A 24,573-nucleotide genomic window follows, 5' to 3' on the forward strand; every position below is an offset into this window, starting at 1 on the left:
AACAGGAGGATTCGATGGACGTCGTCACAGTCGGCCCGGAGGAGATCCGTTCCGCCGTCTCCATGTCCGCCGCGATCGACGCGGTGCGAACCGGGTTCCTCGCGCTGCGACGTGGCGAGTTCGAAATGCCGACCCGGACGGCGCTGCGTGACGGCGCGTTCCTCGTGATGTCGACGCATCACCGCCCGACAGCCTCGGCGATGATCAAGACGTTGAGCCTCAACTTCACCGACCGCGTACCGGCCATCGTCGGGACCGTCGTCTGGAGCGAACTCGGCCACGGACGTCATCTCGTCGCCGACGCCGCCGAGGTGACCCGCATCCGGACCGGCGCGATCGTCGGTGTCGCGACCGACCTGCTCGCTCCGGCCGAGGCGAAGACCTGCACTCTCATCGGCGCCGGCGGGCAGGCGCCCGATCAGGTCCGCGCCGTGCACGCCGTACGGTCACTGATCGAACTCAGGGTCGTCGACCACAGCCTCGACCGTGCGGGCACGCTCGCCAAAGCCCTCGGCGCCGAATTGGGTATCGACACCGTCGTCGCGGTCGCCGACGCGGACGAGGCGGTCCGCGACGTGGACATCGTCTGCTGCGCGACCACGTCCACCACTCCGTTGTTCTCCGCCACGTCGCTCACCGAAAACGCCCACGTCAACGCCATCGGCGCCTTCCGGCCGACGATGCGGGAACTCCCCGACGAGCTACTCGCCGAAGCGACCGTCGTGATCGACGAACGAGAGGCGATCCTCGAAGAGGCCGGGGAGATCATCCACGCGCTCGGGACCGGAGCCATCACCGAGGACGATCTCGTCGAACTCGGGGACGCGCTGGCCGAAGGGGTGGCGAACCGGGCAGGCCGGACGGTCTTCAAGAGCGTCGGAGTCGCCATGCAGGACTGGGCGATCGCCAGTCTGCTCGCTCAGACCTTTCTCGACCGGGTGCAGTGAGCCATGGCCGACGTACGAGGCTACTGCACGCTGTGCCGCTCACGATGCGGAGCGATCTACACCATCGAGAACGGGATGATGACGGGCGTTCGCCCCGATCCCGCCCACCCGACAGGCACCGCGATGTGTCCCAAGGGCCGCGCAGCACCCGAACTGGTCCACTCCCCCGAGCGGCTGACGCGGCCACTGCGGCGGACGACGCCGAAGTCGGCCTCCGATCCACAGTGGACGGAGATCGGCTGGGACGAGGCGATGGCCGAGATCGCCGACCGGCTGGGCACCATCCGGGCCGAAAGCGGCGCCGAGTCCGTCGCGTTCTCCGTGACCTCGCCGAGCGGGACGCCGATGTCCGACTCCATCGACTGGGTGGAGCGCTTCATCCGGCTGTTCGGCAGCCCGAACACGCTGTACAGCACCGAAATCTGCAACTGGCACAAGGACTTCGCCCACGCCTTCACCTTCGGCGGGCCTCTCCCCGGCCCCGACTACGCGAGGACCGGCCTGGCGATCCTGTGGGGACACAATCCCGCGAAGTCGTGGCTCGCGCAGTCCGCCGCGCTGGCCGAGGCGAAGGCGCGCGGCGCACGTCTCGTCGTCGTCGATCCTCGCCGGTCCACCGGCGCGCTGCAGGCCGACCTCTGGCTCCGGATCCGGCCGGGTACGGACGACGCCCTCGCGCTCGGTGTCGCCCACCAGCTCTTGAACCGGCGAGGACACGACGAACAGTTCGTCCGGCGCTGGACCAACGGGCCGCTCCTGGTGCGCCGGGACACCGGCCGGTTCCTGCGGGCGTCGGACCTCGAACCGGATCTCGCGGGTTTCGTGGCATGGAACGCGACAACGGACGCGGCGGAGCCTGTCGACACGGCCGTCCTGTCGTCGAAGGCCGAGCAGTTCGCCCTGCACGGAATGAGGCGGATACCGACGCGCGGAGGGATCGTCGAGTGCGTTCCGGCTTTCGCGCTGTACGCGCGAGCGTGCGCCGACTGGCCGCTCGACCGGACGGCTTCCACCACGACGATCGAGGCCGCCTCCATCGCCTCGTTCGTCGAAGAACTCCTTGCGGCGGAGAGTGTTTCCTACTCCGCGTGGACCGGGATCGGGCAGCACGCGAACGCCACACAGACCGAGCGGGCGATCGCGACGTTGTACGCCCTGACAGGCAGCTACGACGCCCCCGGCGGCAACGTCGTCCTGCCCAAACAGCCCGCGAATCCGGTGACGTCGCACGCCCAGCTCGACCCGCGGCAGCGCGCCAAAGCACTGGGGCTGGACAAGTTCCCCGTCGGGCCGCCGTCACAAGGGTGGATCAACGCCCGTGACTTCTGCCAGGCCGCGATCGACGGAGACCCGTACCGTGTCCGGGCGCTGGTCTCCTTCGGAGGCAACCTTCTCCTGTCCCAGCCTGATCCACAGCGGACCGCGGAGGCGTTGCGCGCCCTTGATTTCTCGGTGCACCTCGATCTCTTCGAGAACCCGACTTCCCGCTTCGCCGACCTTCTGTTGCCCGTCAACACTCCTTGGGAGCACGAAGCCTTCCGGGCGGGTTTCGAGATCACGCCGTCGGCGCAGGAACGGGTCCAGCTCCGGCCGCGCATGATCGAGCCGGTCGGCGAGTCCCGGTCGGACACTGAGTTCGTCTTCGACCTCGCGGCCCGCCTCGGCATGACCGACGAATTCTTCGGCGGACGGATCGAAACCGGCTGGGACCACCAACTCGCTCCGCTGGAGCTCACCACGGAACGGCTCCGCGCCGAGCCGGGCGGCGTCGACGTCCCGCTACGGACCGGATACCGAAAGTACGCCGAAGAAACCGACGGCGGTGTCACCGGTTTCGCCACCCCGACCGGGCGCGTCGAGCTCTACTCCGAACGTCTCGCCGAGCACGGGCAGTCGCCGGTCCCGGTCGCCCGCACGCCGGAGGTGGACACGCGATACCCCCTGGTGCTGACCTGCGCCAAGAACGGCTACTTCTGCCACAGCCAGCACCGCGGGATCTCGTCGTTGCGGCGGCGCTTCCCGGAGCCGACCGTCGATCTCAGTCCCGAACTGGCGAGCGATCGCGGCATCGTCGACGGCCAATGGGTGGAGATCGCGACCCTGTCGGCGACGGTCACGATGCGCGCGCGAATCGACTCGGCGCTGCACCGGGACGTCGTCGTCGCCGAATACGGCTGGTGGCAACCGGCACCCGACCTCGCGTTGCCGGGTTCGGATCCGCTCGTCGACGGCGGCGCGAACTACAACCTGCTGATCGGCGACGACACCAGGGATCCGATCAGCGGCTCGGTCGCGCTCCGCTCGACAGCCTGCGACGTCCGGCCTGCCGGACCATCGCCGTGGACCGCCGAACGCGAGTTCATCGTGGAAAGTCGTGCTCTCGAAACGGACGACATCCTCACGCTGGGCCTGCGTCCGGTGGACGACGGCGGGCTGCCCGACTTCCGCCCCGGCCAGCACATCACCCTGGCCGCCGCCGACGAACCGCAGGTGACGCGCAGCTACTCGCTCACGGCCGCCGCCCGGGACACCGGCCGCACCGCCTACAGTGTCGCCGTCCGCCGGTTGCCGGACGGACAGTTCTCGCCCCTCGTCCATGAGCGTTTCCAGGCGGGGGCCCGGGTGCTGGTGTCACCGCCGTCCGGCTCGTTCGCCTTGCCATCCGGCCACCGGCAGCCGCTGGTGCTGATCGCCGCCGGCATCGGGATCACGCCGTTCCTCAGCCTCCTGGAGACGCTCGCGAGCGAGCCCGGAACCGCGCCCGAAATCGTTCTCCACTACGGAAACCGGAACTCCGGTAGCCACGCCTTCCGCGAGCGGATCGACAGCCTGGCGAAGCGCCTTCGCACGGTGCACGTCGTGAACCACTACAGCCGTCCTGCCCCGGGCGATACTTACGACGTCCAAGGGCGAGTGTCGGCCGACAGCGTCGAGGCTTCACTCATCGAGCGACGGGCGCGCTTCTACCTATGCGGCCCCGGCTCCATGATCGAGGAGATCACCTCCGGCCTCCTGGCCCGCCGCGTGCCCCGCGCGGACATCTTCACGGAGAAGTTCCACGCCGCACCGGCGCCGGTGACCATCGCTGACGACGCCACGGCGACCGTGCGGTTCGCCCGATCCGGTAGTGAAGCGACCTGGCGCAAGGCCGACGGGACGCTCCTTCAGTTCGCGGAGAAAACCGGACTTTCCCTGCCCAGCGGCTGCCGCCTCGGCCAATGCGAGAGCTGCGCGGTGCCCGTGCTCGCCGGCACCACCGCGCATCTCGTCACCCCACCGAACGGCCTCCCCGACGACCACTGCCTGACCTGCCAGTCGGTACCGACTTCCGATATCACGCTGGACGCTTAGCGCCGAGGATGCCGCTGACGTAGAGCGTGTCGCCCAAGCGCATGCCGTCGTCCTCCAGGGCCGGAAGTCCGTTGACGGCGAACAGGTCCCGGATACTGGCCGTGGTCAGCGTCCAACCGCGTTCGGCCAGATACGGCGCGGCTTCGTTGCGTTCGCCGAAGTAGCGCAGCCGCGTCATGTCGGTGTCGAGACTCTGCTCGCGCCACCGTTCGGAAATGCGGTTCAGACGTTCCTTCGTGCTGTCCTCCTCGCCCGGACGCGGGTTGGGCTTGCTTTCGGTGGCCACCCGGCTTCCCGGCGCGCTGAGTCCGGTGATGGTGTCCAGCAGGCTGTCCTGCCCCTCGGGCGGCAGGTAGCCCAGCAACCCTTCGGCGCTCCACGCCGTCTGCCGGGCCGGGTCGAAGCCGGCGGCACGCAGCGCGGCGGGCCAGTCGTCACGCAGATCGGCCGCGACCGCTTTCCGGGCGGCCGTCGGCTCGGCGCCCAATTCTGCCAGCGTGCGTGTCTTGAACTCGACGACCTGCGGCTGGTCGAGTTCGTACACCACGGTTCCGGTGGGCCAAGGAAGCCGGTACGCCCGGGAATCCAGCCCCGACGCCAGGATCACGACCTGCGTGATTCCCGCGTTCGTCGCTTCGATGAAGTACTCGTCGTAGAACTTGGTACGGATCTTGGCGACGTCGATCCAGAGCTGCTCGACCAGCTCCCCGGCCGCGACTTCGCCTGCCGCCAGCCGGGTCAGGAGGTCGATGCCCACCGCCCGGACGAGCGGCTCGGCGAACGGGTCGTCGATGAGCGAGCGATCCTGGCGAGTCGCCATCGCCCTGGCCGCCGCGGCCATGGTGGCTGTCGCACCGACGCTGGACGCCAGGTCCCAGCTGTCTCCGTCTTGCCTCGTGGACATCGTTTTCGGACCCGTCTTCGCGTTGGAGGAATTATTGGGCAATAAGCCAAATATGGCATGGTCGATCCTGCCGCGCAGGCCTTCTTCGCTGCCGAGGACATAGTTCCGGACTGGACGGGACCAGGCGCGCCCCGAGTGTCCACAGGGGACGGCTGAGTGTCCGATTTATGGTCATATGGGGTTTTCCGCGTGAGGTCGTGAGTGATAATGAGGGTTAGAACCCTCTTTTTCACTCACGACCCCTTCGCAAGGCCATGCAAAGTGCCCAAAACGGGCGGTGTCTTTTGTGGACGGTCGAGATCGTGACCGGCTCCGGGTCCGTGAAGGCCTCCTTCACTACCTTCAGGGTAGGCAAGGAGGCCTTCACGGACCCGGCGATGCCGCGCCGCACCGACAGCCACCTCGACCCACCACACCCTGTCCAAGTACATGATGGCCCCCTTCCTTGCGCCTAGCGCAAGCAAGGGGGCCTTCATGTACTCCGGCCGGTACCCGACGCTACGACTCGTCGAGCAGGTCCTCGATCTGGATGGGGATGTGCCGCACCCGGATGCCGGTGGCGTTGTGGACGGCGTTCGCGACGGCCGCCGCCATCCCGACGATGCCGATCTCCCCCAGGCCCTTCGCGCCGACCGGGTTGTGCAACGTGTCCGGGTACTCCACGAAGTGGACGTCGACGTCGGGGATGTCCGCGTTCACCGGAATCAGGTAACTCGCGAAGTCACCGTTGGCGAATCGACCGTCGGCCTCGATTTCCAGCCCCTCGTGCAGCGCGGCCGAGACTCCCCAGATCATGCCTCCGACGATCTGGCTCCGCGCGGCCGTCGGATTGATGACCCGGCCCGCGTCGAACACGCCGAGCATGCGGGACACGCGGATCTCCCGCGTCCACTTGTGCACACGGACTTCGCAGAACTGGGCGCCGAACGAGCTGAACGAATGCTTCGTCAGCTCTTCGCCGGGCGCCGACGAACCGGCCACGGAGAGCGACGGCAGGTTCAGCGCCCGCAGCAGCTCGCCGAACGTCATCGTCCGGCCCTCGGCGAACACCTTGCCGTCCGCGTAGGAGACGTCCATGCCCTCGAACGGCGCTCCCGGTGCGGATGCCAGCTTCAACAGATCGTCGATCGCTTTGGCGGCGGCGATCATGATGGCCGATCCCGCGCTCGCGGTCGCCGTCGAACCGCCCGACATGCCACCCGGCGGCAACGTCGAGTCACCGAGCCGCGGCACCACTCGATCCGGCGAGATGTCGAGGGATTCCCCGCCCACCAAGGAAAGTACGGTCAGCAGCCCTGTTCCAGGGTCCGCCCCGCTGGTCGCGACGACAGCCGTTTCGTCGGGCAGCAGGGTGACCCCGACCGTGGCCGGGAACCGCAGCGCGGGGAACATGGCGGTGGCCGTGCCGACGCCCACGAGCCAGTCCCCGTCGGTCTTTCCCTGCGGTGAGCGGTCCGCCCAGCCGAAGCGGTCGGCACCGATGCGGAAGCATTCGTCGAGATGCTTGCTCGACCATTGCAGATCGTTGCCGGGCGGCGCGTTCGAGTTGTTCCGCTGACGCAGCTCGATCGGATCCATCTTCATCGCCACCGCGAGCTCGTCGATCGCGCTCTCCAGCGCGAAGGACCCGGGCGCCTCCCCCGGCGCCCGCATGAACGTCGTCGGAGGCACGTTGAGCGGCACGATCTTCTGGCTGATCGCCAGGTTCCGGGTCGCGTACCACTCGCGCGAAGTGCCGTGTGACGTCGGCTCGACGAACGACCGGTCCGCCGCCGTGCTGCACCAGGAGTCGTGACGCAGGGCGTTGAGCGTGCCATCGTGCTCCGCGCCGAGGGCGATCTTCTGCACCGTCGCGGCGCGGCCCGCCGTCGCGGTGAAGACCTGTTCCCGGCTGAGCGCGGCCTTCACCGGCCTGTCCAGGGCCCTCGCCGCCGCCGCGGCCAGGAACGCCGGCACGGACGTGCGGCCCTTGCCGCCGAACGCCCCGCCCACGAACGGGTTCACCGCGTGCACGTCGGCCGGGCTCACGTCCAGCGCCGCGGCCAGCTCCGCCGATTGGAGATCGGATGCCTGGTTTCCACTGTGGATCGTCAGGCCGTCGGGTCCCCACACCGCGACCGCGGAATGCGGTTCCATCGCGGCGTGGTTCTGGGTAGCGGTGGAGTACGTCGCCTCGACGACCACCGGGCTCGCGGCCAGCGCCTCCTCGATGGACTCGACCCCAGGGGCGAGCACGGCGAGCGAGGAAGGCCCACCCCGCGAGTCCGGCGCGTCCTCGGCCGTGGCGAGGCCGTCCTCCAGCGAAGTCAGCGCGGGCCTGGACCGATAGGAGACCTCGACCAGCATCGCCGCGTCACGTGCCTGCTCGTAGGTCGCGGCGACGACGAAGCCGATCGGCTGGCCGTAGTAGGCGACTTCCTTGTCCTGCAGAGGAACCCAGGTCTCGCCCATGAACGCCGTGGTCGGTGTGCGCAGCTCCAGGGGATCGAACGGCGAGTACACGCCGAGCACGCCCGGAGCGCCCTTCGCCTCCGTGACGTCCATCGCCTCGATCTCGCCGTGCGCGATCGTACTGAGCACGACGTAGCCGTAGACCAATCCGGGGAAGGTGTGGTCCGCCCCGTAATCGGCCCGGCCGGTGACCTTCAGCGGCCCGTCCACCCGGCTGGTCATCAGCGGCTCCCCTCGGTCAGTTCCAGCAGCGCGCGGACGATCGTCCGGCGTAGCAAGGACGGTTTGAATCCGTTCGCGGACAACGGCCGCGCACCCTCGGTGGCCAGCGCCGCCGCCTCTTCGAACGCGGCGACGGTCGTGGGCGCGCCACGCAAGGCCTCCTCGACCGTGGGCAGCCTCCACGGCACGGTCGCGACACCACCGGCCGCGACCCGGGCATCGACGATGCGCGAGTCTTCGACGTGCAGCGCGACCGCGGCGGAGCACAGCGCGAACTCGTAGGATTGCCTGTCCCGCACCTTGACGTAAGTCGAGTTCGACGCCCAGTCCAGGCGAGGGACGACGACCTCGGCGATCAGTTCACCGGGGCGCAGGTCGTTCTCCACCTCGGGGGTGTCACCAGGCTGACGGTAGAACGAGCCCAGTTCGACCGTGCGGGTCCCGGTCTCGCTGACCAGCCGGAGCCGCGCGTCGAGAGCGACCAGGGCGACGGCCACGTCACTGGCGTGGGTCGCCACGCACGAATCGCTCGTGCCCAGCACGGCGTGCATCCGGTTGGCGCCCGAAATCGCCGGGCAGCCGCTGCCGGGAACCCGCCGGTTGCACGGCATGGCGACGTCCCGGAAGTACGAGCAGCGCGTGCGCTGCATCAGGTTCCCGCCGATGCTGGCCATGTTCCGGATCTGCTGGGAGGCGCTGAGCAGCAGCGCCCGCGAAATCGCCGGGTACACGCCGGGATGTCCGGCGATGTCGCTCATCCGCTCCAGCGCGCCGAACCGCAGCCCGTCGTCGGTGTCGATGCCGCGCAACGGCACCGCGTTGATGTCCAGCACCTGCGGTGGAGTGAGGACGTTGAGTTTCATCAGGTCGACGAGTGTGGTCCCGCCCGCCAGGAAGGTGCCGGGTGAGGCGACCGCGTCCTCGACGGTCTCGGGTGCGAGCAGCTCAAAGGGACGCATCGGCCCGCCTCGCCTGCTCGACCGCCGCGATGATGTTCGGGTAGGCCGAGCATCGGCAGAGGTTGCCGGACATGAACTCGCGGACGTCCTCGACGTCCTGCTCGACGGCCGCGACCGCCGACATGATCTGCCCGGAGGTGCAGAATCCGCACTGGAGGGCGTCCTGGTCGACGAACGCCTGCTGAACCGGATGCAATCCGTCCACTGTGGACAACGCCTCGACCGTGGTCACCGGCTGTTTCACGGTGGCGGCCAAGGTGAGACAGGAGAGCACCGGCCGTCCGCCGACGTGCACCGTGCAGGCGCCGCACTGCCCTCTGTCGCAGCCCTTCTTCGGGCCGGTGACCGAGAGCCGTTCCCGCAGCGTGTCCAGCAGTGTCACCCCGGGATCGACGCTCAGCTGTTCCGTCCTGCCATTGACTTCGAGTGAGATGTCCACTGGATCTCTTTCCGCCGATCGTGCGGGCCGAGAGCCCGACGGCGTAGGTTGAGGTGGTGGGGAGTCAGTCGTGAAGTGAACCGGATATTAATCCGCTTCACTTTCAAGTTAGCGGAACCCGATCCGCTCCGCAATGTCGACGTCGGCTCCTGGAGTCGCTCCAGGTCCTCGGATTCTTCGGCTACATTCACCGGGGAACGGGATCGGCGAACAGGAGGGGCGATGACGACGGGATCGGTGAATCCCCGGCGCGCGGACACCCGGCGCAACCACGAGCGCATCCTCGCCACCGCGGCGAAGTCCTTGGCCGGGTCGGGCGAGGTCTCGTTCAACGCCATCGCGAAGCAGGCCGAAGTCGGCGTCGGCACGGTGTACCGGCACTTCCCCACCCCGGAGGCCCTCATCCTGGCGGTCTACGAGCGCGAGGTGCGCCAGCTCGTCGACATCGTGCCGACCCTGCTCGACAAGCATCCGCCGGAGCAGGCTTTCCGGACGTGGACGACCGATCACTTGGCGCACTACATGATGACCAAACGCGGACTGGCCGACGCCCTGCGCGCCGTGACCAGCTCCCGCGGCGAATTGCCCGCCGGGGCCTACGAGGCGATGGTCGGCGCGGTCTTCACACTGCTGAAAGCCAACGTCGACGCCGGCACCGTCCGCGCGGACCTGGCACCCGAGACCGTCTTGCGCGGCCTGGGCGGCCTGCTGTACCTCGACCCGAACGGCGAGTGGCGGCGCGACGTCGCGAGCCTGCTCGACCTGTTGTGGCGTGGGATGGGCACCTCCCAGGCCTGACGGGACGCCTGGCAGGAATGCGACGATGAATGACTTTCCGGCCCCTCGACCGGAAGCCGGCCCGGATCCACAGTGGTCTCATGGGCAAAGCCACTGAGATCGGCGTCAGGCGGACCACCGTCCAGGGCGACGGCGAAACGATCAGCTGCCTGACCGCGGGGCGGGACGGCCGTGAACCGTGGGCCGATCCACGGTCCCGCCGCTCCTGGCTGGCCATGGCAGGCGCCGCCGAAAGCCGTCACACCCTCGATCTCGTTCCCGCGTTGCGGCGGTCCACGACGCCCAAGACGCTGATCTGGGACGAGAGCGCCGAGAAGTTCGCCTCGGAGATCCCGCGGACCACGCTCATCAGGGTCCCAGGCGCGAGCCACATCCCCACCGAAAACGCCCCGGGGCCGATCGCCCAAACCTTGGCCGGTTTCTTCGCGAACCCTCAGCCCTGAACCGAGATCGGCGCCGGGAGATGCAGGGCGAGCTGCCCTTCGGTGACGACGTCGAACTGGACGGTCTTGATCGGGTGGAGCGAGCGCAGGTCTTCCGTCATCCGCCCTTGTCCCAAGTGGAGGGTGACATCGCGCGGGAAGCGCGCTGTCCCGGCGGAGAGCACGTTGGTCTGGCTCAGCGTCGAATGCCACGCACCGTCGATCGTGGTGTACGAGGTGAGCGCCGAAACCCGGCTTCCCGTCGGATAGGTGGACTGAGCGGGAGTAGCCGCCGAAAGTGAGATGTCGGTTTCACCGGCGTCGTCGGCGACCCTTGCGCTGGTGCGGTCCGCGTCGATGTCGACATCGAGCTCGGTGACCCATTTCGGGAAGCCGTACCCGTCGTGGCCGCGAACCTGGGCGATCTCGGTGTTGACCGGCAGCGAGAGTACGTAGGTGTCGAGGTGGTCGTTCTTGAGCCCAGCCACGAGGTCGACGAGCCCCAGCTTGCCGTGGCGCGCCGGCCTGACGGCGATGCCGACCGCGGCTTCGGTGTAGAAGTCGATGTCGCACACGTCGTAGCGGAAGAACATGACCGAGACCAGCCCGAAGCCCGGCGCGATCTCCAACGGTGCCAGCGCCCGTGGCAGGCGGGCACGGATCGCCCGTGAGCGGGCGATCATCGTGAGCCGGGCCGTCGAAATCCGGTAGTAGAAGTTCGGCGTGAGCGTGGGGCCGATTCGCGAGTCAACCCTGGTCTTCGGCAGCCGCCGGAAGAACTCGACGCCGGGAACCCGCGGGTCGCGGGCGACGTCGTCGAGTTCGGTGTTCATCCGGTATCGGTCGTAGAGGCCGCCTTTCGGGACCGGGACCGTGCGACCGCCCAGATCGACTTCGATTGTTTCCTGCTGTGTCGCTGCCATCAGTGAACTCCTAGAGGTCCGTCCGAGGCGGAGCTGCCCACATCGGCGAGGAGCCGGGAGGCCAGGTCCTTCGAGGATTGCGGGTTCTGTCCGGTGTAGAGGTTCCTGTCGACCACGACGTGGGGACGCAGCGGAATCAGCCCCTTGGAGTATTCGACGCCCGCGTCCTTCAACCGGTCTTCCAGCAACCACGGCGCCTTCTTCGCGAACCGGTTGAGCAGTTCCTCCCGGTTGGACAGTCCCGTCATCCGGTATCCGGCGAAGGGCGAAGTACCGTCGGCCCTAGTGGCCGCGAGGATCGCGGCCGGTGCGTGACACAACAGGGCGAGCGGCTTCCCGGAAGCCAACCGCTCGGCCAGCAGCGCGCCGGAAGTGGCGTCGTAGGCGAGATCCTCCATCGGACCGTGGCCGCCGGGATAGAACACGAGGTCGAACTCGTTCGCGTCGACCGAATCGAGCGCGGCCGGATGCGCGAGCGTGCTTTCGATGCTGTCGAGGTAGGCCTTCACCTCGCGGCGTTTGCCCGGCATCCCGCCGGCGACGCCGAGGCTGAGCCGGTCGAGCGTCGGGGCCTTCCCACCTGGCGTCGCGACGGTGATTTCCCAGCCCGCTTCCGAGAAGATCCGGTGCGGTACAGCGACTTCTTCGGCCCAGTACCCGGATGGGTGAACGGTGCCGTCGTCGAGTGTCCAGCGGTCCGCGGCCGAGATCACGAACAGAACTTGCGTCATCGTTTCGCCTTTCCGGTCACTTCGGGCATGGCGTCCACATCGTGCTCCCTTGTGGACAGCCAGGCACGGTAGCCGCGCAACGCGCTCCGCTGCCGACGTCGCTCGGCGAGCAGCGCCCAGGCCGGGTGAGTGCCGGGCGCCGGACGGCGGCCGCGAGCGATGCGGCGCAACTGATGCCGGACCTGCGCCATGCTCGCGGCCGAAGCGAGCGCTTTGTCCGACCACGTCACCGGCCGCAGGTTCCGACCGGCCTCGCCGCCCTGCCGCCACCGGTTCGGCAGATCCGGGGTGATGGCCAGCGCGGTGCCCATTCCCGCCACGGCGACGCCACCGCCGAGGACACGTTCGGCCGTGTCGCGCCGGGTGATGCCGCCGGTCAGCATCAGCGGCAGCGGACTCGTCTTCACCAGATCCCGCGCCAGATCCAGGAAGTAGGCCTCGCGGGCCTGGGTCCGCGCGTCCGCGGGACGGCCGGACATCGCCGGGCTCTCGTAGCTGCCACCGGAAAGCTCGACCAGGTCGACACCGAGCGGTTCGAGCAACGCGATCACCTCGCGAGCGTCGTCCTCGTCGAATCCGCCGCGCTGGAAATCGGCGGAGTTGAGTTTGACCGCGACGGCGAACGACGGCGAGACGACCTCGCGAACAGCGCGCACGACGTCCAGCAACATCCTGGCGCGGTTCGGCAACGAGCCGCCCCACCGGTCGTCACGCTGATTGACCAGCGGCGAGAGGAACTGCGACAGCAGGTAGCCGTGCGCGGCGTGGATCTCCACGCCGTCGAAACCCGCCTCTTCGGCCCGGGCAGCCGTGACCGCGAACCTCGCGACGGTGGCCTCGATCTGCGCCGGGGTCATCGCGCTGGGACGCCCGAAGCGGCTGCTGTGCCGTCCGAGGTCGACGCCGACCGCCGACGGACCCCAGACGACGCCGGGCATGTCGGCCTGCACCTGGCGACCGGGGTGGTTGATCTGCATCCACATCGCCGCGCCGCCCGCCTTGCCCGCCGCGGCCCATTCGGCGAACGGCTCCAACGGGGCCGCGGCGTCGAGCACCACACCGGCCGGGCCGGTCAGCGCCTCGGCGTGCACCATGACGTTTCCCGTGATCAGCAGCCCGGCGCCGCCCTTGCCCCAGCGCCGGTACAACTCCAGCAGGGACTCGCCGGGCAGCTGCCCATCACCGGCCATGTTCTCCTCCATGGCCGCCTTCGCGATCCGGTTGCCCAGTACCGGGCCGGATCGCAGCCGCAGCGGTGAGAACAGCGCGCTCGTCATCCCGTTTCTCCTCTCGGATCTCCCTCGCCTACAATGTGTGCAGTGCTCACATTAACCAGACGATGTGTGCACTGTAAACATCAGGGAGGGTGATCCGTGTCGCAAGCGAACGCGTCGTACCACCACGGCGACCTACGGGAAGCCTGCATCCGCGCGGCACGGGAGCTGCTGGAGGAAACCGGCGACTCGAGCCTGTCGCTGCGGGCGGTGGCGCGACGCGCCGGTGTCTCGGCGACGGCCCCGTACCGGCATTTCGCGGACCGCGACGCCCTTGCCTCGGCTGTCGCGGCCGAGGGCTACCGCGAACTTGCCGTCAAGCTGGCCGCAGCCCATCCGGCACCCGAGACACCCGAAGACCTGGTCGAGATCGCCGTCGCCTACGTCACCTTCGCCATCGATCACCCGGCACTGTTCAAGGTGATGTTCACCGAGCCCTGCGATCCCGGAGACGAGGAGCGCGCCGCCGCGACCGCCGCCATCAACGGCTACCTCAAGAGCATCGTCGGCGGCGTGTTCCCGGACGCCGATCCGGACGCGTTCTCGATCGCCGTCTGGGCTGTCGTCCACGGTCTCGCGTTCCTGCAACTCGACGGCAAGCTCGACGCCACCACCCCCGAAGAAGCCGCGAGCCGCGTCCGCGGCGCTGTTCGAGCTTTGTTGTCCGTGGGCAGGTGACTACTCGCGGCCCAGTTCGACAACGTGGGCACGGTAGCGAGACACACCGACAGATTCCAGGTGTCCTTCCGAAAGCGCACCGGGATCGGCTGAGGCCGATCAGCCGAGTTCGGCCGTGGACGGGACGACGACGGCGTAGAGATCACCGATCGTGGCAAGCGCGGCACGGTGCTGCTCGGCCGCGGTCACCGGTCCGGCGGCGGACGGAAGCGCGCGGGTCGCGCAGGCGGCGGCCACCACGGTCGGGGCGTTTCCGCGCAGGAACGCGCCTTCCGCGGTGAAGGTGACGCACATGTGAGTCATGAATCCGGCCACGACGACGTTCTGATGCCCGGCGGCGTCGACCAGTTCCCCCAACTCGGTTCCGACGAACGAGTTCGGCGCGGTCTTCACCACGACCTGCTCACCCGGGGCCGGGACCACGCGCTCGTGGATCCGGCCGATGTCCTGCTTGAGGTCGTACGGGCTGCCCTCGCCACCGTCGTGCATGACGTGGATGACCGTCGCGCCCTCGGCCCGTGCGCGGGCCAGCAGGGTGGCGGCCTCGTCGAGCGCCGCTTCCCAGCCGTCGAGTTCCATCACGCCGCGGGTGTAGGTGTTCTGGTAATCGACGAGGATCACCGTCGAGTCCGAGAGCGTCGCCGGAGTCGTCGGCAAGGTGCTGATTTCGCGGAGAGTGGTGCTGGTCATCGTGTTTCCTTCGCTTTCGGTGGGTACGGCTACCATGATGGCTGACCCGATCCGATATCGAGATACGGTTTCGGGTCAGCCATGGTCGAGATCGGCCGACATCCGCGAGAAGGAAGATCGATGAGCGCTCCGCGTGTGGCCGTCCTGGCGTTCGAAGGGATCAGCCCGTTCCATCTCGCCGTGCCGTCGCTGGTGTGGGGACCGGAATCGCCGGCGGGAGACATGGAACCGTGGCCGATCACAGTCATCGCCCTGGACGCGGGCAGCCTGCCCACGAGCGCCGGCTACGCCATCGACGTCCCCGCAGGGCTCGACGCGCTCGCTGAAGCCGATATCGTCGTCGTGCCGTGGTGGTCCGACCCGGAGTCCCCGACACCTTCCCCCGTGTCCGCCGCGCTCCGGACCGCGCACGAGCGCGGGGCGCTCGTCGTCGGGCTCTGCCTGGGAGTCTTCGCCCTCGCCGACGCCGGCATCCTCGACGGGCGCGCCGCGACCACCCACTGGAAATGGGTCGAAACGTTCCGGAGGCGCTTCCCTTCAGTGGAACTGCGCCCTGAAGAGCTGTACGTGGACGAAGGCGACGTCGTGACCGGCGCGGGCGCGACCGCCGGAATCGACACCTGTCTGCACCTGCTCGCTCGCACGGCTGGTCAGGTCGTCGCCAACCGCGTCGCCCGCCGGATCGTCGCCGCGCCGCACCGCCCCGGCGGCCAGGCCCAGTTCATCGAACTTCCGGTGCCCGCCCCGGACGACGACCCTCTCACCCAGGTGATTAACTGGGTCCAGTCCTGTTTGGACACTCAGCACAGCATCGACGGGCTCGCCGCGCGAGCACATATGAGCCGGAGCAGCTTCACCCGCGCCTTCCGCGCCAGGACCGGGACCACGGTTCACCATTGGCTGGTGGCACAACGCCTCGCGCGAGCCCGTCACCTGCTCGAAACGACCGCGCTCGGCGTGGACGCCGTCGCCGCGCAGTCCGGTTTCGGCACTCCGGCCCGGTTGCGCGAGCACTTCGCCACCGCGCTGGGCACCACGCCGACGCGCTACCGGGTCGAGTTCGCCGGGCCGACGTCGCACGCCGAGCCGGCCGCGGTCGGCCTCAGGCCCGGTCTGTGAAGGCACCTTCACAGCGTTAGGCGCCCCGAAAGCGGCTTTTGCGACCTTGGGTCCCGGCGGCCTCCGTCGGACACCCGGAAATCCTTTTCCCGCACCACATCACGAACCGGAACCGTTATTTCCGCAAACGGACGCCCACGAGTCCGGAAAGAGGGCGAACCGAGGCGTGTCCTACACTTGATTTTCACATGAGTGAATAGCTCACCCCCGAGGGTGAGCTCTATCGAGTGCATTGCCCGGCGTGACTGGATCGAGCAACCGCTCCGGGGCAAGATGACCGGGCACGACGAACTGCCATGACGGAGGACCATGTGGAGCAGTGCGGGACCCCCATCTTCGACTCGCTGGTCGAGGAAACCAGGCGAGCGGCCTCACGAGGCGGCGACGGCAATTCGGAATTGACCGGGAAGCATGCCGACACCGGTCAGGAAATCGACAACGATCGCGCGCCCCGGTAATCCTTGTGGCCATTCATCCCGTTTCCGGCGAATTCGGACCATCGGAAGACGCGGCGGAATTCTGCAGATCGTCGAGCAATTCCATTTGGCCGGTGATGACACTGGTGAGAATTCCGCGCGCGACGGCGAGCAGTTCGGCCACCGACGGACTGGTCAGCGAGTAGGACACGGTCGTACCGTCCTTGCGGGGCACCACCAGTTTAGCCCGGCGCAGCACCGCGAGTTGCTGGGAGAGGTTGGCGGGCTCGATGCCGAGGTCAGCGAGCAGTTCCGAGACGTGATGGTCCCGCTCGCTGAGGAGTTCGAGCACGCGGATCCGGACGGGGTGCCCCAACGTCTTGAAGAATTCCGCCTTCACTTGGTACAGGGGTCTGCTCATCGGTATCCCTCCGCTGCACGGGGAAGGATCGGTCCGGCCGTCCGCATGACAACAATCGTGCCCGACCAGGCCGCCCGCGAAACAACACCCCGCGCGGAACCGGCGGGACCGCACCCGATCAGGGCATAGCCTGCGTTTTCTTCAACCTCAGCACACACCGTTGAATTGCATACTTATGCAAGTCTGCACACCCAGAGAAGGTGAGAACACCTGTGAGCCACGGCATGCGGGATTCCGCGAGCCCCTTGTCGGCCTACCGGCGCACGAGCGCCGCCCGGCCCGTCGCGAGGAGCGCACGGTGACGACACGCCGCCCCGCGCCCGCCGCTGCCACCCGGGCCCATCTGATGCTCGCCGCCCACGCGGCAGAACTGGCCGACCTCGCCGCGAACGCCGCCCGGGCGGGCGCGGCAGCCGATCAGGAGACGACGCGGGCCACACCGGACCATTCGGACCTGATCGGGATGGCTCAGCAGATCCTCGACGCGGCCGTGGTCGCCGCGAGGCTCGACGGAAAGACCTGGCAGGAGATCTCCCGCTCGCTCGACGACGCGACACCGCAGTCCGCGCGTACGCGGTATTGGCCCGCGGTCGCGCGGTTCCGGGCGGATCCCTTTCCCTCACAAGACGCACGCCGCGAAGGCGTGCCGGGGCGTACACGGCAGACGTCCTTCAGGCTGCGCCGCTCGCTTGTCCCGGAACGGCAACCCGAAGCTCCGGCCGAGGCCGGAGCGGGTGCGACTCCCCCGCCTGCCTCGCACCTCGCCCTCGTCACGATCCCGTCCGAGCAGGGCGAGACCGAGACGGAACGCGAACCGGCGGCCGCGGACACCAGGCTGAAGATCGCGGAAAGGCTGGTCGCCGCCTACGAGCGGATCGCGACCAACGACCGGCAACCGCCACAATGGATCCTCGACGGCCTTGCCCACGCCCGCCGTACCGCCGCGGAACTCCGCGCGGCGGGCAGATCCGCCGAATGACCTCGGCGAGCCGAAGCTACGCCGAGGTCGCGAGACCGGCTTCGCGGTCGAGGTCGCGCTCGTCTTCTGCCTGCTTCCGCAACACCATCTTCGCGACGAGATCGAAGATCGGCGTCGCTTCCTGCGGGAAGGTCACGCTCTGCTGATTCGCACTGTCGGCGATCATGAACTGCTGCTCCTCAAGAGTGACGGCTACTGCGACCCATCACTCTAACGGCCGCATCACAGTGACGGGGCGTAATTCGGGTTTTTCGGCCGAATTTCCCGTCACAGCGGCGCTCACAGGTACTGGCTGAGGTCGTGCCCCTTCGGGTTCTTGATCCACTCGGTGCCGTCGGGCTTGGTGAACTTGCCGCTGATGGTGTCGAACTTGGTGCCCAGCGGGGGCAGGTCCGGCAGCGGGACGTCCATCTTGCTGTTCATCAGCCGTTTGGCGATGTCCGGGGTGATCCCGGTGTACTGGGTGTTGATCTCGACGTGATCGCGGATGCCGCGTTCGAAGTCGTTGTCGGATTTGGGGAACTTCACCTCGTCGCTGGGCTTGACCTTGAAGTCGATGGCGATGTCTGAGGCGTCCCGTCTCGCCAGGGCGGGGTTGATGTCCACGAAGGTGTGCAGGCTCGATTCGAGCTTCTTGTAGTTCATGTTCGCGGTGTGGGTCAGCGGGATCATGTTGTCGGCGGTGCCAGGTCCGCCCATGTCGCCGTTCTCGAGGTGCCCGCGGATCCACTTCTCGTCGGCCCTCAGGAACTGGTTCCCGTCCGCGTCGGGTTTGTTCCTTCGGGTGTTCTCCAGGGTCTCCACGAGCTCGTCGCTCAGCTTGTTCTCCCCGTACACCGACCCGTCCGTGTCCACCTTGTTGTGGATGACCGAGTTTTCGTTCAGCTTGTCTACGTCGGTGACCTGGTTCTTGTCCGGCTGGTTGACGAAATCCTTCCCGCGCGTGGAGTTCTTGTCGTAGGTGGCCGTGACCTCTTCGGTGGTCCCCGCCTGGTTCTTGGTGCGGCCACCGCGGTTGGCGTTGTCGTTCTCGGTCCGAGGGCGCTTCGCACTGCCCCCGGTGTTGCCCGCGTTGTGCCCGGTTCCGGAGGTTCCAGGGCCGTCGACGAACTTGCGTTTCTTGGGACACCACACCAGGCCGAGCGGATCCGAGCCCGAAGTCGGGTCGTGCGGGTAGCCGGCGGGATCGGGCCCGGCGGGGAGGCCGAGCGGATCCTGGCTGAGGTACCGCGCGGTGGCCGGGTCGAAGTAGCGGTGCAGGTTGTAGTGGAGCCCGCTCTCCGCGTCCAGGTACTGACCGGGGAACCGCAGCGGTGTGCCGGGGAACGGCGTCCCTGGCAACGGCAGGCCCCACAGTGTCCAGCGGCCGCTCCAGTTCGGGATGCCGACCGGGTCGAGCAGATCGGTCGGCGTGCCGATGGAGTCGTTCACGAAAGCCTGGAATCGCACCGATCCGGCGGCTTGGTCGGTCTGGGTGACCGGTTCCTCGGTGTCCGGCCGCCGCTCCCAGGTGGTGACGGTGACGCCTGACGGCCCGGTGTGCGCCTGCTCGATCAGTGCGTTGCCGTCCCAGACGAAGCGCACCTCCTCGACGACCTGGCCGTCCGGGCCGAGGAGTTCCTTCGCCGTGCGGCGGCCGAGCGGGTCGTAGCGGTACCGCCAGCGGCGTCCGTCCGGCGTGGTGAGGCCGGTCAGCCGGTTACGCGCGTCCCACTCGTACCGCCAGATCCGGTCACCCTCGTGCCGGGCGGTACGGCGACCGCTCACATCGTGTTCGTAGCGGACCACGCCCGCGCTAGTGACTGTGTTGCGCTCGTAGGTGCGCTGTCCGGCTTCGGGGTAAGCGACGTTCGTGGTGGCCCATTGCACGACCTTCCCGGCGCGGTCGTAGGCGACGTCTTCGCGCACGCCGTCGACCAGATGGGTGGTGATCCGTCCGGCCGCGTCGCGTCCGAAGGACTCGCCTCCGGCGGCGTCGCGGATGGCGGTCAGATCGCCGTCGGCGGACCGCGCGAACTCCCGGTGCCGCAGTACGGTGCCGGTCGCGTCGGTGAGGGTCTGGCCGACGATCCGGTCGTCGGCGTCGAACTGCTGCCGAAGCCGGGCACCTCCGTCGACACGGCGGTCGATCGGGCGGCCTTCGGTGTCATAGGCGTATTCGACGAGGTGATCGGCGGTCGACAACGCGCTCGGCCGCTCTTCCTTGTCGAAGGACCAGACGCTGGTCGCGCCCGACGGGGTCCGGCGGCTGATGGCGCCTTGCGCCGAGTCGTACTCGAAGATCACTTCGAGTCCGTCGGTGACGGTGCGGACCGTCCGGCCGTTCTCGTCCCGTTCGAACTCCACGACGGACTCGCCGTCATCGGCACGGACCAGTTCGCCCACCACGTCGTAGGCGTAAGTGGTCTCCGCGTCGTCGGTGCGGATCCGGACCAGGTTGCCGATCAGGTCGTAGCCGTATTCCGTCGCCCGGCCGGCGGGGTCGACCGACCGGACGAGCTGGCCCGCCGCGTCGTAGGCGTAGGTGGTCGGCCTGCCGTCGAAGTCGGTCTGCCGGACGAGACGACCCGCCGGATCGTATTCGTAGGTCCAGGTCAGCCCGGCGGGGTTGGTCACCGTGGCAGGCCGCAGCTCGGTGTCGTAGGCGTACTGGGTCCGCCCGCCCGCCGGATCGATCTCCGCGGTCAGCATGTCGAACGGGCCGTACTCGCGCCGCGTCGCGCGCCCCGACGGATCGACGTGCTCGATCTCGTTGCCTTCGCTGTCGTAGCGCCAGCTCTGCCGCTCGCTCAGCGAGCCGACCCGCCAGGCCCGAAGCCCCTCGACGGTCCAGCCGATCCGGGCCCGTCCCCTGCCGTGCGGAACCGAGCGCGGCCTGCCGAACAGATCGTGGTCCTCAGTGCCCGGGTCGTCCGATTCCGGGCCGGTGTCGATGGTGATCCCGCCGGAGACACCGACCGGATCCTGCCGCGGATCCGGCCCAAGGCCATCCGGGTACGCCCGGTAACGGGTGTGGTCACCCTCGTCCGCCACCAGCCCGTCGACCGCGCCGTCCTCGGAGCGGTTCACCAGCACCACGGTGTCGTCGGGCCGGGTGACCTTCGAGATCTCACCATCGGCGTTGTAGGTGAACCGCGTGGTGCGGCCGAGCGGGTCGGTCTTCGACAGCATCCTGCCCCTGTCGTCCCAGGTGAAAACCGTGGACGCGCCGAGCGGATCCGTCTCGCGCACCACGTGGTGCGCCCCGTCGAGCTCGAAGACCGTGACGTGGCCGAGGGAGTTGGTGTAGCGGGTCCGCCGCGGCTCGTATTCGAAAGCGCAGTCGAGGAAACCCCGATCGCCGACGGTGCGGACACAGCGCCCGGCCGCGTCATAGATGTAGCGGTACCAGATCCCGTTGCGGTCCTGCCATTCCGCCAGGCGACCTTGCGGGTCGTAGTCGAAGCGCAGAGCCCGCCCCGAAGAGTTGGTCACCTCGGTGAGGTTTCCGGCGTCGTCGTAGCCGTAGCGCATGACGACCACGTTCTGGCCCTGGCCCGGATCGGTCATCCGCACCGCGTGGATCCGGCCGCGTGCGCGGTCGATCTCCAGCACCCGTCCGTCGGAATGCCGCCAGCGCACGCCGGCGCCGTCGGCGTCGTGGTCCACCTCGATCCGCGGGCCGTCCTCGCCGAGCTCGAACGCGGTCAGCGGCAGCACTCCCGCCGGGGCGCCGGACACCGGCGCGAAGCACAGCGTGATCCCGGAATCCCAGGTCACGAGCCGATACAGCCCCGCCTCGTCCACCATCAGCACACGCGAGGGCCCGGCGAGCGATTCCATCGGCAGTCCCGGCAAGGGCCGCGGGAACATCATGACCGTGCCGTCGTCGGAGAAGAAATGGGCGTGATCGGCGGTGAATTCCAGCCGCAGATCGGCGGTCGACGCCCAGGACGGGCCGAAACCGGTGCCCTCCCGGTAGCTCGACATGTGCGTACGGCGGATACGGATGGGCAGCGGGCCCGCCAGAGACAGGTCGTCCTGCACCATCACGACCTCGCCGGTGGCGATGTCGATCGGGTCGCCACAGAGGTTCAGTTCGTCCGGCGCGGCCGGCTTGTTCGGCGGGTTCTCCCCGCGTCCCGGGGGCGGGCTCTTGGTCCCGCCACCTGAGCCTCCGCCGGAACCCGAAGGAGTGACGTGATCGCCGGTGGGGTTGGTGTTGCCGTTCTTGTCCCCGCCGCCGGAACCGCCCTTGTCGCCACCGGTGTTGCCCTTGTCCCCGGACGGACCGTGATCGCCGGAGGGATTGGTGTGGTCTCCCGACGGGCTGGTGTTTTCGTCCTTCGGGTTGGGCTTGGGCTTCGAATCGGGCGATTTGGTCTTGATGTCCTTGGGCTTGCCGGACGGCTTGACCGTTCCGCCCTTGAGGTTCTTCAACGCCTTCGCGGCGTCACCGAACAGATCGTCGACCTTCTTCAGCAACGGCGTGAGGGCCTTGAGCGCCTTCACCAGCTTCGTCGTGAGACCGGTGATCTTCGACGCCGTCTTCGCCACCGCCGCCACGACCTGCGGCACCACCCACGCCAGCCCGATCCCGAGTGTGAACACCACCTGCAACGCCCACGAGATCAGATGTCCGATGAGTTCGGCGATGATGTCCCGGACCAGCGTCCGGACCGCGGCGACGACCTCCCCGGCCGTCTTCACCCCGCTGCCCGCGCCTTCGCTGCCCTTCTGCGCGCTCTCGATCAGCGTCGCCGTGTTCTTCGCCTGCTTCCGATACGCGTCAGCGGCTTCACCCGACCAGCTGCCGAGGTCCTTCTCGACCAGATCCACCAGCTCGACGGAGACTTCCCCGAGCTCTTTGGCGATGTTGGTCCAGGTCTCCGCCTGCGCCGCGATCTCGTCGGCGTTGCCGGTCAGCGCGTTGAGGGCCTCCTTCAACGGACCGACGTGCTCGATCAACCAGCCGACACCGGCGGCGAACACCGCCCCGAACGGGTCCATCACCGCTGTCAGCGCGTCCAGCGCGGTCCCCACGGCGCCCATCGCGACGGATGCCCAGTCGCCACTCTCGATCGCGGACTTCAGGTCGAGCGCGCCCTCCAGCAACGGCACGCCCGACACCGCCGTTGTCGAGTCCTTGACCGGCGCGACGAGGGGATTGCTCATGACTTGATTCAAGCATGGAGCGATGGCCGGACGGCGTCACACCGCCTGGCCATCGGATGACACAGCTCAGCGGGCTGTCACCAGATGCGCACCTCGTACACGCGGACGGTGCCGGAGAAGCCCACACCCTGCCAGTAGCCCAGCGTCGAAGTCTCGTACCGGCCGTTGCGCTCGTAGTTGACGGTCACCTTGTTGTTGCCCGAGAAGACGTTGTAGACGCCGCCGATGTTCGTGCCGGTGACTCCGGCGTTCGCGAAGCACTTGTTGGTCCCCATGCCGTTGCCGAACGAAATGTCCAGCTTCACGAAGTCGTCCCTGTTGCCGCAGGCGACCTCACCGATGGCGAAGGCGGGGCTCGCCGGAATCGCGACGAGCAGGCCGAGGGCGGCCGCACCGACGACCGAAAGCCTCTTGAGACTCTTTCGCATTATGGCTGGATTTCCTTCCTCGCAGGGATGATCGCCCATTCGTTCACGGGGCGGGAGCGAGCCTATCCACGCTGGAACGACGAGGAACGAAAAGTCCGTGACCCTGCCTGTTGTGCGTCCCGACACTGACCGAAGAGGCAGGAAGGTGCCCGAGATCACTCGTACGGCTGACTCGAAGGACTCAAGAATCCTTTGTGGACAGCCGATCGGACCCGGCCCGCGCCACGGGTTCCTCCTGCTCACGACGGGTGAGCACCAAGGGGACGTCCTCGGTGACGGCCACCGTGTGCTCGGTGTGCGCCGCACGCGAGCCGTCCGCCGATCGGATGGTCCAGCCGTCGGGGTCGAAGACGATCCGGTCGGTCGTGCGGGCGAACCAGGGTTCGAGCGCGAGGGTGAGCCCCGGCTGGAGCGTCAGGCCGCGGCCGGCTTTGCCCTTGTTGGGAACGTGGAGTTCCTCGTGCATGGTGCGGCCGATGCCATGGCCGCCGAACTCGGTGTTGACCGGATAGCCGTGGTCACGGGCGACCGCTCCGATGGCCGCCGAAATGTCACCCAGACGATTGCCCGGACGCGCCACGTCGATCGCCGCCTCCAGAGCTTCCTCGGTGGCTCGGACGATCCGCAGGTCCTGCTCGGCGGCCGTCCCGACGATGACCGTGCGCGCCGAGTCGGCCGCCCAGCCGTCGATCGTGACCGCGAAGTCCGCGGTGAGCACGTCGCCGTCCCGCAGTACGTAGTCGTGGGGCAGGCCGTGCAGGACCGCGTCGTTGACCGCCAGGCAGATGACGTTACGGAACGGCCCCTTGCCGAAGGACGGCGCGTAGTCCCAGTAACACGACTCGGCCCCGCGCCGTTCGATCATCCCGCGTACGTGGTGTTCCAGGTCCATGAGGTTGACGCCCACGTCGGCGAGTTCGCCGACCTCGGTGAGCACCTCGGCCACGAAACGCCCGGTCACGTGCATGCGCTCGATCTCGGCGGGCGTCTTCAGTTCGATCACGGGAGCCTCACGTCCAGGGTTGGTATTATCATACCGGCAGCCTAGCATGGAGCGGTATAATAATACCAACGGTGTCTCCTGAGTGGGCCCGGTGTCGTGAGTGTTTTGGGTCGTTCTAACCCCACTTGCCACTCACGACCACCTCGACCTGATGCGATCCGCCGGGAAGGCGGCGTTGCGGAAGCCGCTTTCCGTGAAGGCCTCCTTGAGGGACCCAGAGTCCCTCAAGGAGGCCTTCACGGAATCGGCAATCGCCAACGTTCT

21 protein-coding genes are annotated in these 24,573 nt (G+C 68.1%); 8 read left to right on the forward strand and 13 right to left on the reverse strand.

Annotated features, from left to right (window positions below):
• The first annotated feature begins 14 nt into the window (after positions 1 to 14).
• Both CFP71_RS30245 and CFP71_RS30250 read left to right on the forward strand, forming a co-directional pair.
• Positions 15 to 947, forward strand: a complete 933-nt coding sequence (locus CFP71_RS30245; protein WP_093937364.1) for an ornithine cyclodeaminase family protein — start codon at positions 15 to 17, stop codon at positions 945 to 947.
• Positions 948 to 950: 3 nt separating this feature from the next.
• Entirely contained in the window at positions 951 to 4,298 is a 3,348-nt protein-coding gene (locus CFP71_RS30250) for a molybdopterin-dependent oxidoreductase (RefSeq protein ID WP_093937365.1), read from the forward strand.
• On the opposite strand, the gene CFP71_RS30255 is transcribed toward CFP71_RS30250, so the two are convergent.
• The 4 genes from CFP71_RS30255 to CFP71_RS30270 form a co-directional block, all read right to left on the reverse strand.
• Positions 4,282 to 5,202: an SAM-dependent methyltransferase gene (locus CFP71_RS30255; protein ID WP_093937366.1), complete on the reverse strand. Its 921-nt coding sequence runs from the start codon at positions 5,200 to 5,202 to the stop codon at positions 4,282 to 4,284. The two genes, CFP71_RS30250 and CFP71_RS30255, sit on opposite strands and share 17 nt — an antisense overlap.
• Before the next feature lie 498 nt (positions 5,203 to 5,700).
• On the reverse strand, positions 5,701 to 7,875 hold the full coding sequence (locus tag CFP71_RS30260) for a xanthine dehydrogenase family protein molybdopterin-binding subunit (protein WP_093937367.1): 2,175 nt from the start codon (positions 7,873 to 7,875) through the stop codon (positions 5,701 to 5,703).
• Complete coding sequence (locus CFP71_RS30265) at positions 7,875 to 8,834, reverse strand: FAD binding domain-containing protein (protein WP_093937368.1); 960 nt, start codon at positions 8,832 to 8,834, stop codon at positions 7,875 to 7,877. The genes CFP71_RS30260 and CFP71_RS30265 overlap by 1 nt, the downstream gene beginning before the upstream one ends.
• Entirely contained in the window at positions 8,821 to 9,273 is a 453-nt protein-coding gene (locus CFP71_RS30270) for a (2Fe-2S)-binding protein (RefSeq protein ID WP_093937369.1), read from the reverse strand. The genes CFP71_RS30265 and CFP71_RS30270 overlap by 14 nt, the downstream gene beginning before the upstream one ends.
• A 222-nt stretch (positions 9,274 to 9,495) precedes the next feature.
• Between CFP71_RS30270 and CFP71_RS30275 the strand changes: the two genes are divergently transcribed.
• Positions 9,496 to 10,071, forward strand: coding sequence for a TetR/AcrR family transcriptional regulator (locus CFP71_RS30275; RefSeq protein WP_093937370.1), 576 nt, complete (start codon positions 9,496 to 9,498; stop codon positions 10,069 to 10,071).
• Between the two features lie 80 nt (positions 10,072 to 10,151).
• On the forward strand, positions 10,152 to 10,514 hold the full coding sequence (locus CFP71_RS30280; RefSeq protein ID WP_244199891.1) for an alpha/beta fold hydrolase: 363 nt from the start codon (positions 10,152 to 10,154) through the stop codon (positions 10,512 to 10,514).
• Here the strand turns inward: CFP71_RS30280 and CFP71_RS30285 are convergent.
• Genes CFP71_RS30285 through CFP71_RS30295 form a run of 3 tightly spaced genes read right to left on the reverse strand, consistent with a single transcriptional unit; the run spans position 10,505 to position 13,424 of the window.
• Entirely contained in the window at positions 10,505 to 11,416 is a 912-nt protein-coding gene (locus CFP71_RS30285) for an acetoacetate decarboxylase family protein (RefSeq protein ID WP_093937371.1), read from the reverse strand. The genes CFP71_RS30280 and CFP71_RS30285 overlap by 10 nt on opposite strands.
• The gene (locus CFP71_RS30290) at positions 11,416 to 12,147 is read right to left on the reverse strand and encodes a type 1 glutamine amidotransferase domain-containing protein (protein WP_093937372.1); all 732 of its coding nucleotides are present in this window, start codon (positions 12,145 to 12,147) and stop codon (positions 11,416 to 11,418) included. The genes CFP71_RS30285 and CFP71_RS30290 overlap by 1 nt, the downstream gene beginning before the upstream one ends.
• Entirely contained in the window at positions 12,144 to 13,424 is a 1,281-nt protein-coding gene (locus tag CFP71_RS30295; RefSeq protein WP_093937373.1) for an NADH:flavin oxidoreductase/NADH oxidase family protein, read from the reverse strand. Before CFP71_RS30295 ends, CFP71_RS30290 begins: the two co-directional genes overlap by 4 nt.
• A 96-nt stretch (positions 13,425 to 13,520) precedes the next feature.
• On the opposite strand from CFP71_RS30295, the gene CFP71_RS30300 reads away from it, so the two are divergent.
• Positions 13,521 to 14,099 carry a TetR/AcrR family transcriptional regulator gene (locus CFP71_RS30300; RefSeq protein WP_093937374.1) on the forward strand — a complete coding sequence of 193 codons (579 nt, stop codon included), beginning with the start codon at positions 13,521 to 13,523 and terminating at the stop codon, positions 14,097 to 14,099.
• A gap of 99 nt (positions 14,100 to 14,198) precedes the next feature.
• On the opposite strand, the gene CFP71_RS30305 is transcribed toward CFP71_RS30300, so the two are convergent.
• Positions 14,199 to 14,789: an isochorismatase family protein gene (locus CFP71_RS30305; RefSeq protein WP_093937375.1), complete on the reverse strand. Its 591-nt coding sequence runs from the start codon at positions 14,787 to 14,789 to the stop codon at positions 14,199 to 14,201.
• A 120-nt stretch (positions 14,790 to 14,909) separates the two neighbouring features.
• Between CFP71_RS30305 and CFP71_RS30310 the strand changes: the two genes are divergently transcribed.
• A complete protein-coding gene (locus CFP71_RS30310) occupies positions 14,910 to 15,908 on the forward strand; it encodes a GlxA family transcriptional regulator (protein WP_244199892.1) in 999 nt (332 codons plus the stop codon).
• 296 nt (positions 15,909 to 16,204) lie between these two features.
• A complete protein-coding gene (locus CFP71_RS44355; protein ID WP_167406330.1) occupies positions 16,205 to 16,366 on the forward strand; it encodes a hypothetical protein in 162 nt (53 codons plus the stop codon).
• 13 nt (positions 16,367 to 16,379) lie between these two features.
• Here CFP71_RS44355 and CFP71_RS30315 read toward each other — a convergent pair whose 3' ends face one another.
• Entirely contained in the window at positions 16,380 to 16,745 is a 366-nt protein-coding gene (locus tag CFP71_RS30315; RefSeq protein WP_093937377.1) for an ArsR/SmtB family transcription factor, read from the reverse strand.
• 298 nt (positions 16,746 to 17,043) lie between these two features.
• Here CFP71_RS30315 and CFP71_RS30320 point away from each other — a divergent pair, with 298 nt between their 5' ends.
• On the forward strand, positions 17,044 to 17,724 hold the full coding sequence (locus CFP71_RS30320) for a hypothetical protein (protein ID WP_093937378.1): 681 nt from the start codon (positions 17,044 to 17,046) through the stop codon (positions 17,722 to 17,724).
• A 16-nt stretch (positions 17,725 to 17,740) separates the two neighbouring features.
• Here CFP71_RS30320 and CFP71_RS44360 read toward each other — a convergent pair whose 3' ends face one another.
• From CFP71_RS44360 to map, 4 genes are all read right to left on the reverse strand, one after another.
• The gene (locus tag CFP71_RS44360) at positions 17,741 to 17,890 is read right to left on the reverse strand and encodes a hypothetical protein (protein WP_167406331.1); all 150 of its coding nucleotides are present in this window, start codon (positions 17,888 to 17,890) and stop codon (positions 17,741 to 17,743) included.
• A gap of 113 nt (positions 17,891 to 18,003) precedes the next feature.
• Positions 18,004 to 22,878 (reverse strand): DUF6531 domain-containing protein, encoded by a 4,875-nt coding sequence (locus tag CFP71_RS30325; protein ID WP_093937379.1) that lies wholly within the window; start codon positions 22,876 to 22,878, stop codon positions 18,004 to 18,006.
• A gap of 77 nt (positions 22,879 to 22,955) precedes the next feature.
• Positions 22,956 to 23,306: a beta/gamma crystallin domain-containing protein gene (locus tag CFP71_RS30330; protein ID WP_093937380.1), complete on the reverse strand. Its 351-nt coding sequence runs from the start codon at positions 23,304 to 23,306 to the stop codon at positions 22,956 to 22,958.
• A gap of 181 nt (positions 23,307 to 23,487) precedes the next feature.
• Positions 23,488 to 24,309 (reverse strand): type I methionyl aminopeptidase, encoded by an 822-nt coding sequence (gene map, locus CFP71_RS30335; RefSeq protein WP_093937381.1) that lies wholly within the window; start codon positions 24,307 to 24,309, stop codon positions 23,488 to 23,490.
• Positions 24,310 to 24,573 lie beyond the last annotated feature (264 nt).

Origin of the sequence: Amycolatopsis thailandensis (assembly GCF_002234405.1) — a bacterium.
GTDB classification, from domain to species: domain Bacteria; phylum Actinomycetota; class Actinomycetes; order Mycobacteriales; family Pseudonocardiaceae; genus Amycolatopsis; species Amycolatopsis thailandensis.

Bases quoted from the DNA above. Each gene is read 5' to 3' on its own strand.
- CFP71_RS30245 (WP_093937364.1), top strand. From the start codon at position 15: ATGGACGTCGTCACAGTCGGCCCGGAGGAGATCCGTTCCGCCGTCTCC.
- CFP71_RS30250 (WP_093937365.1), top strand. From the start codon at position 951: ATGGCCGACGTACGAGGCTACTGCACGCTGTGCCGCTCACGATGCGGA.
- CFP71_RS30255 (WP_093937366.1), bottom strand. From the start codon at position 5,202: ATGTCCACGAGGCAAGACGGAGACAGCTGGGACCTGGCGTCCAGCGTC.
- CFP71_RS30260 (WP_093937367.1), bottom strand. From the start codon at position 7,875: ATGACCAGCCGGGTGGACGGGCCGCTGAAGGTCACCGGCCGGGCCGAT.
- CFP71_RS30265 (WP_093937368.1), bottom strand. From the start codon at position 8,834: ATGCGTCCCTTTGAGCTGCTCGCACCCGAGACCGTCGAGGACGCGGTC.
- CFP71_RS30275 (WP_093937370.1), top strand. From the start codon at position 9,496: ATGACGACGGGATCGGTGAATCCCCGGCGCGCGGACACCCGGCGCAAC.
- CFP71_RS30280 (WP_244199891.1), top strand. From the start codon at position 10,152: ATGGGCAAAGCCACTGAGATCGGCGTCAGGCGGACCACCGTCCAGGGC.
- CFP71_RS30285 (WP_093937371.1), bottom strand. From the start codon at position 11,416: ATGGCAGCGACACAGCAGGAAACAATCGAAGTCGATCTGGGCGGTCGC.
- CFP71_RS30290 (WP_093937372.1), bottom strand. From the start codon at position 12,147: ATGACGCAAGTTCTGTTCGTGATCTCGGCCGCGGACCGCTGGACACTC.
- CFP71_RS30295 (WP_093937373.1), bottom strand. From the start codon at position 13,424: ATGACGAGCGCGCTGTTCTCACCGCTGCGGCTGCGATCCGGCCCGGTA.
- CFP71_RS30305 (WP_093937375.1), bottom strand. From the start codon at position 14,789: ATGACCAGCACCACTCTCCGCGAAATCAGCACCTTGCCGACGACTCCG.
- CFP71_RS30310 (WP_244199892.1), top strand. From the start codon at position 14,910: ATGAGCGCTCCGCGTGTGGCCGTCCTGGCGTTCGAAGGGATCAGCCCG.
- CFP71_RS44355 (WP_167406330.1), top strand. From the start codon at position 16,205: ATGACGGAGGACCATGTGGAGCAGTGCGGGACCCCCATCTTCGACTCG.
- CFP71_RS30315 (WP_093937377.1), bottom strand. From the start codon at position 16,745: ATGAGCAGACCCCTGTACCAAGTGAAGGCGGAATTCTTCAAGACGTTG.
- CFP71_RS44360 (WP_167406331.1), bottom strand. From the start codon at position 17,890: ATGATCGCCGACAGTGCGAATCAGCAGAGCGTGACCTTCCCGCAGGAA.
- CFP71_RS30325 (WP_093937379.1), bottom strand. From the start codon at position 22,878: ATGAGCAATCCCCTCGTCGCGCCGGTCAAGGACTCGACAACGGCGGTG.
- CFP71_RS30330 (WP_093937380.1), bottom strand. From the start codon at position 23,306: ATGCGAAAGAGTCTCAAGAGGCTTTCGGTCGTCGGTGCGGCCGCCCTC.